Annotated in this window: 12 protein-coding genes; 6 read left to right on the top strand and 6 right to left on the bottom strand. The window is 66.7% G+C overall.

Going from position 1 to position 12,333, the window contains the following annotated elements:
* Window positions 1-20: 20 nt before the first annotated feature.
* The 4 genes from JOF56_RS08370 to JOF56_RS08385 all read left to right on the top strand — a co-directional run bounded on the left by JOF56_RS08370 (window position 21) and on the right by JOF56_RS08385 (window position 4,573).
* Window positions 21-686: an HAD family hydrolase gene (locus tag JOF56_RS08370; RefSeq protein ID WP_209636105.1), complete on the top strand. Its 666-nt coding sequence runs from the start codon at window positions 21-23 to the stop codon at window positions 684-686.
* A 33-nt stretch (window positions 687-719) separates the two neighbouring features.
* Window positions 720-2,111, top strand: a complete 1,392-nt coding sequence (gene cysS / locus JOF56_RS08375; protein WP_209636107.1) for a cysteine--tRNA ligase — start codon at window positions 720-722, stop codon at window positions 2,109-2,111.
* Between the two features lies 1 nt (window position 2,112).
* Entirely contained in the window at window positions 2,113-3,078 is a 966-nt protein-coding gene (gene rlmB / locus JOF56_RS08380) for a 23S rRNA (guanosine(2251)-2'-O)-methyltransferase RlmB (RefSeq protein ID WP_209636109.1), read from the top strand.
* Window positions 3,079-3,139: 61 nt separating this feature from the next.
* Window positions 3,140-4,573 carry an MBOAT family O-acyltransferase gene (locus JOF56_RS08385; RefSeq protein ID WP_209636111.1) on the top strand — a complete coding sequence of 478 codons (1,434 nt, stop codon included), beginning with the start codon at window positions 3,140-3,142 and terminating at the stop codon, window positions 4,571-4,573.
* Here the strand turns inward: JOF56_RS08385 and JOF56_RS08390 are convergent.
* Genes JOF56_RS08390 through JOF56_RS08400 form a run of 3 tightly spaced genes read right to left on the bottom strand, consistent with a single transcriptional unit; the run spans window position 4,570 to window position 7,527 of the window.
* Complete coding sequence (locus JOF56_RS08390; protein ID WP_209636113.1) at window positions 4,570-5,310, bottom strand: SDR family NAD(P)-dependent oxidoreductase; 741 nt, start codon at window positions 5,308-5,310, stop codon at window positions 4,570-4,572. The genes JOF56_RS08385 and JOF56_RS08390 overlap by 4 nt on opposite strands.
* A 56-nt stretch (window positions 5,311-5,366) precedes the next feature.
* Complete coding sequence (locus tag JOF56_RS08395; RefSeq protein WP_209648093.1) at window positions 5,367-6,536, bottom strand: DUF445 domain-containing protein; 1,170 nt, start codon at window positions 6,534-6,536, stop codon at window positions 5,367-5,369.
* Between the two features lie 52 nt (window positions 6,537-6,588).
* Window positions 6,589-7,527 (bottom strand): oxygenase MpaB family protein, encoded by a 939-nt coding sequence (locus JOF56_RS08400; RefSeq protein ID WP_209636115.1) that lies wholly within the window; start codon window positions 7,525-7,527, stop codon window positions 6,589-6,591.
* Window positions 7,528-7,709: 182 nt separating this feature from the next.
* On the opposite strand from JOF56_RS08400, the gene JOF56_RS08405 reads away from it, so the two are divergent.
* Together JOF56_RS08405 and JOF56_RS08410 are read left to right on the top strand one after the other, a co-directional pair.
* On the top strand, window positions 7,710-8,867 hold the full coding sequence (locus JOF56_RS08405) for a DUF445 domain-containing protein (protein WP_209648094.1): 1,158 nt from the start codon (window positions 7,710-7,712) through the stop codon (window positions 8,865-8,867).
* Between the two features lie 34 nt (window positions 8,868-8,901).
* Window positions 8,902-9,678 (top strand): class I SAM-dependent methyltransferase, encoded by a 777-nt coding sequence (locus tag JOF56_RS08410; RefSeq protein WP_209636117.1) that lies wholly within the window; start codon window positions 8,902-8,904, stop codon window positions 9,676-9,678.
* On the opposite strand, the gene JOF56_RS08415 is transcribed toward JOF56_RS08410, so the two are convergent.
* From JOF56_RS08415 to JOF56_RS08425, 3 genes are read right to left on the bottom strand one after another with little or no spacing between them, the layout of a single operon-like run.
* Window positions 9,675-10,508 carry a metal ABC transporter permease gene (locus JOF56_RS08415; RefSeq protein WP_209636120.1) on the bottom strand — a complete coding sequence of 278 codons (834 nt, stop codon included), beginning with the start codon at window positions 10,506-10,508 and terminating at the stop codon, window positions 9,675-9,677. The two genes, JOF56_RS08410 and JOF56_RS08415, sit on opposite strands and share 4 nt — an antisense overlap.
* Entirely contained in the window at window positions 10,508-11,296 is a 789-nt protein-coding gene (locus JOF56_RS08420; RefSeq protein ID WP_209636122.1) for a metal ABC transporter ATP-binding protein, read from the bottom strand. Before JOF56_RS08420 ends, JOF56_RS08415 begins: the two co-directional genes overlap by 1 nt.
* Before the next feature lie 17 nt (window positions 11,297-11,313).
* Window positions 11,314-12,228 carry a metal ABC transporter solute-binding protein, Zn/Mn family gene (locus JOF56_RS08425; RefSeq protein ID WP_209636124.1) on the bottom strand — a complete coding sequence of 305 codons (915 nt, stop codon included), beginning with the start codon at window positions 12,226-12,228 and terminating at the stop codon, window positions 11,314-11,316.
* Window positions 12,229-12,333: the final 105 nt, after the last annotated feature.

A 12,333-nucleotide genomic window follows, 5' to 3' on the forward strand; every position in this document is an offset into this window, starting at 1 on the left:
GCCCCCACTAACGTGGGGATATGGCGATCCGTGGGGTTCTCTTCGACTTCTCCGGCACTCTCTTCCGGCTTGAGCCGAATCTGGACGGGCTGACCGACCTGCAGGGCCTGCCGTTGAGCGGAGAGGACCAGGCCGAGGTCATGCGGCAGATGACGGCGCCGACCGGGCGTCCGCCGGGGCTGCCTGAGCATCTGCACGACCAGTGGGACCGCCGGGATCTCGACCCGCCCGCGCACCGCGCGCTGTATCTCGCCGTGCTGAGTGGTGCCGGTGTCGGCAACCCCGAACTGCTCTACGACCGGATGCTGGACATGGCCAGCTGGGATCCGTATCCGGATACCGCGCAGGCGTTGAAGACGTTGGCGAGTGACGGGATCCGGATCGGTGTGATCAGCAACATCGCGTGGGACATCCGGCCCGCGTTCGAGATCCTCGGCGTGTCCGACCTGGTCGACGAGTTCGTACTGTCCTATGAGGAGGGTTACGTCAAGCCGGACGCGCGGCTGTTCGCCCTGGCGTGCGAGCGGCTAGGCCTGCCAGGCGAGGACGTGCTGATGATCGGCGACAGTGAAGAGGCTGATGGCGGCGCTGCCCGGATCGGCTGTGCGGTCGCGATCGTCGATCCGTTGCCGGTCGGGCAACGGCCGTCGGCATTATCGGAAGTTCTCACAAAGAATGGTTTGTAAAAAGCCATTCACCTCATCCCGTACCATCTCTGCGTGAGCCTTCACCTGTATGACACGGCGACCCGGAGCACGCGGGAGTTTCACCCCGCGCGGAACGGAACGGCGTCCATCTACGTGTGTGGGGCCACTGTGCAGGGCGTTCCGCACATAGGCCACGTTCGTGGCGCGCTGAACTACGACGTGCTGCGGCGCTGGCTCGAAGCCGACGGGCTGGACGTCCACCTGGTTCGCAATGTCACGGACATCGACGACAAGATCCTCAAGAAGGCCGCCGAGGCTGGCCGTCCCTGGTGGGAATGGGCCGAGACGCACGAGCGCGCCTTCGAAGACGCCTACGAGGCGCTCGGCTGCTTGCCGCCGTCGTACGCGCCGCGTGCGACCGGGCACGTCACGCAGATGATCGAGCTGATGCAGCGGCTCATCGACCGCGGTCACGCGTACGCCTCAGGCGGCGACGTGTACTTCTCCGTGGGCTCGTTCCCCGAGTACGGCGCGCTTTCCGGGCAGCGTCCGGAAGAGGTGCAGCAGGGCGAGAGCGCGGCCGAGGGCAAGCGCGACAGCCGGGACTTCACGCTGTGGAAGGCCGCCAAGCCGGGCGAGCCGTCCTGGCCGACGCCGTGGGGCCCGGGCCGGCCGGGCTGGCACCTGGAGTGCTCGGCGATGGCCACGACCTACCTGGGCGGCGAGTTCGACATCCACGGCGGCGGGATCGACCTGATCTTCCCGCACCACGAGAACGAGCAGGCACAGTCGCGTGCGGCCGGGGACGGGTTCGCCCGCTACTGGCTGCACAACGGCTGGGTCACCATGTCGGGCGAGAAGATGTCCAAATCGCTGGGCAACGTCGTCTCCATCCCGGAGATGCTCGCGAACGTGCGCGCGGTCGAGCTGCGCTACTACCTGGTGTCGCCGCACTACCGGTCGACCATCGAGTACTCCGGCCCTGCGCTGGCCGAGGCAGTCGCCGCGTACGGCCGGATCGAGACGTTCCTGCGGAATGTCACGGGTCGTCTTGGCGTTGTCGAGCCAAGCGAGTTCACCGCGGAGTTCAGTGCCGCGATGGACGACGACCTGGGCACGCCCGCGGCGATCGCCGCTGTGCACAACGCGGTTCGTGAGGGCAACGTCGCGCTGGCTTCCGGCGACGAGGCCGGTGCTCGCCGTGCGGCCGGTGCGGTGCGCGCGATGATGGGCGTGCTCGGCCTGGACCCGTTGTCCGCCAAGTGGTCTGAGGAGTCCACAGCGGACGCGGCACACCGCAGCGCGCTCGGCGCGTTGGTGGAGGCTCTGCTGGACGAACGCCAGCGGGCCCGTAAGGACAAGAACTTCGCGGCTGCCGATGCGGTGCGGGATCGCCTGCTGACAGCCGGAATCACCGTCGAGGACACTCCCGACGGTCCACTATGGACATTGAAGGACAGCTGACGTGGCCGGGAATTCAAGGCGTAAGGGTGCGATGCGGAAGCCCGGCACCAAGAAGGGGGCCGTGGTCGGCTCCGGTGGCCAGCGGCGTAAGGGCCTGGAAGGCAAGGGCCCCACGCCCAAGGCGCACGAGCGGCCGAACCACAAGGCCTACCGCAAGCCGCTGAGCCCACAGGCAAAGCAGCGCAACGACACCAAGCGCCGCGACACGGGCCCGACGTCGGAACTCGTCGCGGGTCGTAACCCCGTCCTCGAGTGCCTGCGCGCGGAGGTGCCGGCGACGGCGCTGTACGTCGCCATCGGCATCGACGCGGACGACCGTGTGACCGCCGCTGTTCAACTCGCGGCCGACCGCGGGCTCTCGGTGCTGGAGGTGTCCCGGCCTGAGCTCGACCGGCTCACCAACAACGCGACTCACCAGGGCATCTCCCTGCAGATCCCGCCGTTCGAGTACTCACACCCGGACGACCTGCTCGACATCGCCAAGGAATCCGGCGAAGACGCCCTGCTGGTCGCGCTCGACGGCGTGACCGACCCCCGCAACCTCGGCGCTGTGATCCGTTCTGCGGCAGCCTTCGGCGCACACGGTGTGGTTGTGCCGCAACGGCGTTCCGCGAGCATCACGGCCGTCGCATGGCGCACAAGCGCAGGCACGGCCGCACGCATGCCCGTCGCCGTCGCCACGAACCTGACGCGCACGCTGAAGGACTGGGCTGACACCGGTCTGATGGTCGTCGGCCTGGACGCGGACAGCTCGATCACGGTCGACGAGCTCGAACTCGCGACCGGTCCGATCGTCGTGGTTGTCGGCTCCGAAGGCCGTGGCCTGAGCCGTCTGGTACGTGAGCGCTGTGACGAGACTGTGTCGATCCCGATGGCGGCAGGCGTCGAGTCGCTGAACGCGTCGGTCGCGGCTGGTGTCGTGCTCGCTGAGATCGCGCGTCGGCGAAGGGTTGCCGGGCGGATCTGAGGTTGTTACCCCGTTTGGTCGGATAGGGTCTGCGAGGCACTATCCCCCGACGAGGTACTCAATGTCGTTCGCCAGCCCGCTCTTTCTCTGGTTTTTCATGCCGTTTGTGCTGGCGGCCGTACTCATCGCACCCCGGAGCTGGCGCAACGGCATCATCGCGGTGGCCAGCCTGGTGTTCTACGCCTCGGCGGCCGGGGCGGACACCTGGCTGCTGCTGACCACGATGGTCGTGAACTTCCTGGCGGGGCCGTGGCTGGAACCGGACCAATGGGACCGCAACCGGCCGTTCCGGCGCCAGCTGCTGTTCGGTGTGATCGCGTTCGACCTCACGGTCCTGGTGATCTGGAAGTACGCCGGGTTCGCCACCGAGCAGCTGGCGGCGCTGGCGCGGATGTTCGGCGGCGACTTCCCGGTGACGCACCTGCTGCTGCCGATCGGCATCTCGTTCTACACGTTCCACCACATCTCGTACGTAGTGGACGTCTATCGCGGCGAACGGCTCGCTGCACGCAACCCGGTCTCATTCGTCACGTACATCGCGATGTTCCCGCAGTTGATCGCCGGCCCGATCGTGCGCTACCGGGAGATCGCCGACCAGCTGCCGCAGCAGCGCAGCCACCGGCTCGACGACATCGCCGCGGGCTTCCCGCGGTTCGCGCTCGGCATGTGCAAGAAGGCGATCATCGCCGACACCCTGGCGCCGTTCGTGACCGCGTGTTTCAACACCCCCGACGACGAGATGACGTTCGCGATCGCGTGGATGGGCGCGATCGCGTACACCCTGCAGCTGTACTTCGACTTCTCCGGCTATTCGGACATGGCGATCGGGCTGGGCCGGATGCTGGGCTTCCGGCTGCCGGAGAACTTCGCCCGGCCGTACTCCTCGGTGACCATCACCGAGTTCTGGCGCCGCTGGCACATGTCGCTGTCGCGGTGGTTCCGTGACTACGTCTACATCCCGCTGGGCGGCAACCGGCACGGCGCCGCGAAGACCTACCGCAACCTGTGCATCGTGTTCGTGCTGACCGGTTTCTGGCACGGCGCGAACTGGACGTTCCTGGTGTGGGGCATGTTCCACGGCGCCCTGCTGATCATCGAACGCGGCTTCCACCTGGAGGACGCCCCGGTCCGCCGCGGCGCCCGGATCGCCCGCCGCGCGCTGACGATGCTGCTGGTCATGATCGGCTGGATCTACTTCCGCGCCGACGACCTGCCCAGCGCGCTGAACATGGTCGGCCACATGTTCCTGCCCGACTTCAACGGCCTGACCGACATCACGCTGAGCGCCCTGACCAACCAGCGCCTGGTGGTCATGCTGCTGGCGCTGGCGATCCTGTTCCTGCCCGCGCAGCCGGTGACCGGCCCGCTGCTGGAGTCCTCCCGCAGCACACCGGCCACCGTTCTGCGCGTCAGCGTGATGACCGCAGGCCTTGCCTACGCCGCAATCCTGATCGCGTCCGGCACGTTCAGCCCGTTCCTGTACAACCAGTTCTAGGCCACGTAACCGCCGTCGATGGCGATTTCCGCACCGGTCACGTACCTGCCGGATTCACCAGCCAGGTAGGCGACGGTCGCGGCGACGTCCGTGGCCTCGCCGTAGGTCCCAAGTGCGACGTGACTGCGGTTCTCGTCGGCGACGGGACTGTCGGCGGGATTCATTTCGGTGTCGATCGGGCCAGGGTGGACGAGGTTCGCGGTGATCCCGCGTGGCCCCAAATCCCGGGCAAGTCCTTTGGTGAGGCCGATCAACGCGGTCTTGCTCATCGAATACAGGACGTAACCCTGGCCTGTCACGCGGGTTGCCGCGCAACTGCCGATGGTGATGATGCGGCCGCCGGTGTCCAGGTGCGCTGCCGCGGCCTGGGAGGCGACGAAAGCGGCCCGGACGTTGACGTTCATGACGTGCTCGAAGTCCGCCATGGACAGTTCGGTGATGTGCCCGAACGCGGCTGTGCCCGCGTTGTTGACGAGGATGTCGAGGCGGCCGAACTCGGCGACAGTCTGCGCGACCGAGGACGAGACCGCGTCGGCTGAGGCGCTGTCCGCCTGGATCGCCAGGGCACGGCGACCGGCTGCCTTGACGCGCTCGACCACTTCCTGAGCGCGGTCCGCGCTCTGGTTGTAGGTGAACGCGACGTCAGCGCCTTCCTGAGCGAGGCGGGCGACTGTCGCGGCGCCGATTCCCCGGCTGCCTCCGGTGACCAGCGCGACCCTGCCTGAAATGTTGTTCATGACCACTATCGAACTGCTTGTGCGCCAGGGAGTCTGGCGTCTTTCCGACCACGAGCTCAGTGCAACAGCAGCAGCACTTGCAGCTCACCGACCAGGAAGCCGATCACGGCACCCACGGCGATGAGTTTCCATTCGTCCTGCCGGAACGCCGGTCGCAGCAGGCCCTCGTACTGGATCGGGGTGAGCTGCTGCATCTGCGTGATGATCGTGTTGCGGACGTCCAGGGCGTTGCTGGCGTAGTCCTCGACGTGTTTCACGGTCGTGGGCAGCAGTTCGATGGCGCGCTTGGCGGCGAGGAGCTTCATCTCCTGGTAGCGGCGGGAGCCGACGGTCAGCACGACCAGCGGCTTGGCAATGCTGATCTGGGCGTCGATCGCGCGCTGGACCTCGCGCTGGATCAACGTGAACAGCCGGTCCGACTTGGGTCCGGTGAGGACGGCCTCCAGGACGTTCTGCACAGTCAGCACTTCGCGGGCGATCAGGTCGCCGTAGTCGTGGGCGACCTCCATCCGGCGGCGCTGGAACATGCCCTGCCACGTGAAGAACAGGAACTTCCGGGGTTCACGCGGGAAGAAGATCATCTTCAGGGCGAGCCAGTCGGTCAGCCACCCGGTCAGGCCACCGAAGATCGGCATGATCCACGGGCTGTGCGTCAACGCCCAGGCACCGAGCTGGACAAGGCCGATGACAAATCCGAAGTAGATGCCCGAGTGCGCGATGAACCGCATCTCCGGCTGCGCCACGTCCCGGATCAGCCGGTTGAGCAAAGCCTTGTCACGCACCAGGTTGCGCACAGCCATATCGCGGACGTCGAGGACCTCCTCGATGTTGCCGGCGATCTCGCGCATGAGTTTCTCGACGAGTTTCGGCGCGTCCGCCTGCACCTGTCTGATCAGCCGTTGCTGCGCCTGCGCGGGCAGCATCTCCCAGATCTGGGGCTGGTACTCGGCCATCAGCTCACGGGTGATGTCCTCGACCGCACGCAGCAGCGGCTCGCGCAACTCCTCGGCGACGCGTTGTGGGTCCAGCCTCGCGAAGATCTCCTTCGGCCGGATCAGGTTCGTGGTCAGCAGTTCCATCGCCACGCTGGCCATCCGGTGGGCGTTGCGCGGGATCACGCCCTGCCAGCCGATCAGCCAGAAGCCCTTGAACTCCACCGGCCGGTACATCATCTCGATCGCGACGCGCTTGGTGACGTAGCCGATCACCGCAGCGACGAACGGCATCGACACGTAGACCACCCACAGTGGAATCAGGATGGCCTCCCCAGTCAGCGCGTCACCCGGTCTGTGACAGTACCTCCGGCCGGGCCGTCGCGCGCCGGACCGCCTCGGTTTTGATCACCGATTCGCCCACACTGTCGCGCAGCAGCTGGAACAGCACCCGCACCGAGCGCCGGGTGATCAGCTGGTCGATCGGGCTGTCCGGCAGCCGGTAGAGCTTGCGGGCCCACGGCGGCAGCAGGTCGAACGCGGCCTTGCTGAGCAGCCGGCTGCCCGCACGCGCGGCCTGGTTCTTGCCGAACGGCCGGGTGAAGAAGCCGACGACGTCGGCGGTCTCCTCGGAGTAGGTCAGCTGGGGACGCATCGCCGCGAAGTACGCGTCCACCTCCGCGGCGGACTTCGGCACACCGGTGGCGCCGAGCTTCTCGGTGATCACGGCGTACTCGGCGAAGTACTGGTCGACCTGGGCGGGCGACACCGGGTTCGGGTGGTAGCGCAGGTGCGCCTGGATGATCCCGTACGCCTGCGTGACCCCCGTCCAAATGAGGTTCTCGGACGCCGACGCGTCATATGGACGGCCGTCAGGCATGGTGCCGTGCACATGCTTGTGCATCCGCTGCACGGTTTGCGCCATCTTTTCGGCGACCGGCGTACTGGCCCAGCACATCGTGTTGACGAACGACACCGTGCGGCCCAGGCGTCCGGCCGGGTCGTCCTTGTAGACCGAGTGCTTGTTCGTGCCGTGCATCGTCGGTTCATGCAGTGATCCGAGGATCAGCCCCATCACGCCGCCGACCACTCCGGACGGGTCGTCGTGCACGTACCACATCACCGACTGGGGGCCGAACAATCCGGGATCACCGGCCGGGCCGCTGTACTGCTCTCCCGGCATCGAGTCGGCGTTCAACGACTTCGCCCAGGTCAGCGCGATCCCGCGCTTGAGGTTGCCCATCATGGCCAGATCGCCGATCTCCAGGAGTCTCGTGACCAGCACCGGGGACCTCCCTGAGACAAGTAGTCATCTTTGTATCAATGTCTCACCCGATGTGGGCGCTGTCAACGATTGTGACGCCGGTTACCCGCGCGCGGAATCCCTGCCCGACCAGGTATTCCGGTCCGAAGTAAGACTGGACCACTACGGTGGGCCGGGTGGCGGACTGGGCAGTGTTGGTGGTTATGCCTTTTGTGGCGGCCGCGCTGGGGTACGTCACCAAGCGGATCGCCATCGAGATGATGTTCCGGCCACTGAGGTTCGTCGGGATTCCGCATACTTTCCTTGGCTGGCAAGGGGTGGTGCCGCGCAATGCGGAGCGGACGATCCGGATTGCGGCCGAGCTGCTGACCACCAGGCTTCTCGACGCACGGGAGGTGTTCGCCCGGGTGGACGCCGGGCTGCTGGCGAAGGAGCTCGAACTCGGACTCCTGATCGAGGTCGACGCGATCACGCGGGACGTCATGGCCAAGCACCATCCGGGCCTGTGGGAGGCACTGCCGGTGCTGGCCCAGGACGTGATCGTCAAGCAGGTGCAGGCCGGCTCCCCCGAAGCGGTCCGCAAGATCGTCGAGGCGTTGCAGGACAACATCGACCAGGTTCTGGACATCAAGGAGATGGCGGTCAGCACACTGCGCCGCGATCCCGCGCTGATGGTCCGGCTGGTGAAGGACATCTCGCGGCCGGAGATGGCGTTCATCGCACGGTCGGGAATCTATTTCGGATTCGTGCTCGGCCTGGTGCAGACCCTGGTCTGGGCACTGACCCGGGAGCCGATCGTGCTGCCGCTGTTCGGGATGTGCATCGGCTGGACGACCGACTGGCTGGCGATCAAGCTCGTGTTCTTCCCGCGTGAGCGGAAGTTCGGCTTCCAGGGGATCTTCCAGAAACGGCGGGACGAGGTCGCACAGCAGTACGGCAAGCTCATTGCCGACGAAGTGATGACGGTCCCGAACATTCTCCAGGCTGTCCTCAATGGACCGCGTGCCGACCGGCTGAAGGCGTTGGTACATAAGGTTGTCTGGCAGACAGTCGACGAGCAGGCAAGCCTGGCGCGGCCGGTGGTCATGGCCGCGATCGGCGCCGACCGGCTCAAGGAGATGAAACGGGAGGCCGCGATCAAGGCGGTCGAGCGGCTCCCGGACACCATCCGGCACGCCGAGGGCTACCTCACCGAGACACTCGACGTCGGCAACACCATCGCCACGAAGATGCGCGATCTGACCCGTGCCGAATACGAAGACCTGCTGCGACCCGCGTTCCGCCGCGACGAGTGGAAACTCATCGCCGTGGGTGCGGCGATCGGTTTCCTGGTCGGTGAACTGCAGGTCTTGTTGCTTTAGTACAGGACCGCGTCCACCATCCTATGGTGGGCACATGCCCACTTTACCGTCGCAACCCCATCAGCACCGGCAGGTGGCGGAGTCGTTCGGGGCTGATCCCGAACGCTACGACCGGACCCGGCCGCGTTATCCCGAGGCCCTGGTGCAGCGGATCGCGAGGCCGGGGCTCGAAATCGTCGATGTCGGCTGCGGAACCGGCATCGCGGCCCGCTTGTTTCAAGCCGCCGGGTGTCAGGTGCTCGGCGTGGAGCCCGACGAGCGGATGGCCGGCTGGGCCCGCAGGACCGGGATCGAAGTCGAGATATCCACGTTCGAAGCCTGGGACCACACCGGCCGCAGCTTCGACGCGGTGATCGCCGGACAGACCTGGCACTGGGTGGACCCTGTTGCGGGAGCGGCGAAAGCGGCCGAGGTGCTGCGGCCTGGTGGCCGGCTGACGGTGTTCTGGAACGCGGCCCAGCCACCACCTGAGCTGGAGAATGCCTTCGCCGAGGTGTACCGCAAGGCCCTGCCTGACGTTGCGGCGGCAAACCCGCCGGCCGATCCGTACTCGATCATGTGCGATCTAGCGGCCGACGGAATCCGCCAGGCACAGACGTTCGGCGATCCGCAGCGGTGGCGGTTCGACTGGGACAAGATCTACACGCGGGACGAGTGGCTCGACCAGATGCCGACCCAAGGCGGCCTCACCTTGTTCCCTCAAGCCAAACGGGACGAACTGCTGGCGGGGGTCGGCGCGGCGATAGACGAAGCGGGCGGCAGCTTCACGATGCATTACGCCACGGTCGCGGTGTCCGCAGCGAAAAGCTAAGCAGTGGCCCGAGTCCGGGAGAAGACCCGCGCCGCGATGTAGATCACGAACGAGATCGCGGTGACGAACGCACTGACCGGGACGCCGGGCGCGAGTGACAGGACGATCCCACCCAGTACCGCGACTTCCGCGAACACGACCGACAAAATCGTTGCCTTCAAAGGATTCGCGGTGATCCGGCAAGCCGCCGCAGCAGGCGTCACCATCAACGCCAAGACCAGCAACGCGCCGACCGTCTGCACGCCAAGCGCAGTCGCGACACCGACCAGCACGGCGAAGACCGGCGACAACAAACCCGTTGGCACGCCACGAGCCTTGGCCACGTCCGGATCCACGGACGCGAACATCAGCGGCCGGTAGATGAACGCCAGCACACCGAGCACGACCACCGCACACACCGACAGCAGCACGATCGACGCGAAGTCCACGCTCACGATCTGCCCGACCAGCAACCCGAACTTGTTCGACGCCCGCCCGGGGTACATCCACAGGAACAGCACACCGAGGCCCAGCCCGAACGCCAGCACGACACCGATCACCGAGTCGTGTTCAGAACCACGCCGCGCCAGCAACCCCAGCACCAGAGCGGCGATGACCGACCCGGCCAGCGCGCCATACGCGACGCCGACCCCCAGCAGCAGCGCGGCTGCGCCACCGGTCACCGCCAGCTCGCTGGTGCCGTGCACCGAGAAAGCCATGTTCCGGCTGACGATCAACGGCCCGAGCACACCCGCGAGCAGGCCGAGGATGGCCGCGGCGATCAGCGCGTCCCGGACGAAGCCGTACTGCAGCACCTCGATGGTCTTGTCGAAGTCGAAGAGCTTGTCCATCAGTCCGCCTGCAGGTGGTGCGGCTGGTCGGACTCGACCGCGCCCTGCGCGCCGACCACGATGATCTGGTTTCGGACCCGCAGGACGTCGATCTGGGTCCGGTAGAGCTCGGAGAGCACCTCGGAGGTCATCACCTCGTCCGGGGTGCCGATCCGGAACCGGCCGTCGACCAAATAGAGCACTCGGTCCACCAGCGGCAGGATCGGATTGATCTCGTGTGTGACGAACAACACAGCCGTACCGGCCTCGTTGCGGCGCTTGTCGATCAGCCGGCTGACGGCCTGCTGGTGCGCCAGGTCCAGCGAAAGCAGCGGTTCGTCGCACAGCAGGAGGTCCGGATCGCAGACCAGAGCCTGCGCGACCCGCAGCCGCTGCTGCTCGCCACCGCTCAACAACCCCACCGGGCGGTTGGCGAACGCCTCCGCACCGACGGCCGTGATGGCCGCGTCCACGTGCTTCTTGCGTTCCCGCATGCCACGAAGCCCGAAGCCCCAGCGATGTCCGTCGTAGCCGAGAGAGACCAGGTCACGGCCACGCAGCGTGATCGTGGGATCCAGCGCGCGCTGTTGTGGGATATAGCCCACACCCAGACCTTCCGGCTGGTCCAACGAACCGCCGGTGAGTTTCTGCAGGCCAAGCAGGACGCGCAGAAGGCTCGTCTTGCCTGAGCCGTTCGGGCCCAGGACCGCTACGAACTCGCCTTTGCGCAGGTCGAGGTCCAGGCCGGACCAGAGCGTGCGTTTGCCGTACGACAGCGTCGCCTCGCGCAACGCCACCAGTGTGGTCATCCGCTCCTGTACGGCCGTCACTTCGTCAGCGCGCCGGATAGCGCATCCACCTGCTTCGTCATCCAGTCGAGGTAGCCGGTGACACCCTCGGGCAAGGTCTCGGTGACCTGCACGATCGGGACCCCAGCCGACTTGGCGGTGTCGTCGAGCTGGTTGGTCACCGGCGTCTCGGTCTGCTCATTATTGACCAGCGCGGCGACCTGCTTGGTGCGAACAAGGTCGGAAGTCGCGGCGATGGCCGCGGCGGGCGGGTCGGTCTCCTCCTCGATCGCCTCGGAGAACTCCTCCGGCGTGGCGTCCTGCACCCCGGCGGTCTGCAGCAGGTAGTCGGCGACCGGCTCGGTGACCACGACCTTCTGGCCGGGCTTGGCCTTGCCGATCTGCTCGGTCCTGGCGACCAGCTCGTCGATCCGGCCGTCGAACGTCTTGGCGTTGGCCAGGAAGGTGTCCTTGCGGTCCGGCGCGATCGCGCCCAGCTCCTCGGCGACCTTGCCGGCGACCTTCTTGACGGTCGGCAGGTCGTACCAGACGTGCTCGTTGGTGCCCTGCGGCTTGCCGGACACGTCGAAGGTGACGATCTTGCGAGCGTCCTGGCCGCTCTCACCGGCGAGCTGGGTGAAGAAGTCGTCGTAGCCGCCGCCGTTGTACACGGCCAGCTTGGCGTTCTTCAGGGCCGTCGCGTCGGTCGCGCTGCTCTGGTACGAGTGCGGATCCGCGGCGGGGTCGCTGAGGATCGCCTTCACGTCTACCTGATCCCCGCCGACGGCCCGGACCACGCTGCCCCACACGTTGGTGGACGTGACCACCGCGATCTTCCCGCCGGGCTGCTGCGGCTCGGCGTTGGACGGGGAGCCGCAGCCCGCGACCGCGACCGCGAGCGCGAGCGCGAGGGTGGCGGCACCGGCGACGGACCAGGCGAGTCGGGGACTCATGCGTACTCCTGAATGGAAATGGAAACCGTTGTCGTCTTCACTCAGTCTACGACACATCCCTCCATGTGATTCCGCCGATCGAGTGATGCCCGCTACAGAAAGCGA

Origin of the sequence: Kibdelosporangium banguiense (assembly GCF_017876405.1) — a bacterium.
Lineage (GTDB): Bacteria > Actinomycetota > Actinomycetes > Mycobacteriales > Pseudonocardiaceae > Kibdelosporangium > Kibdelosporangium banguiense.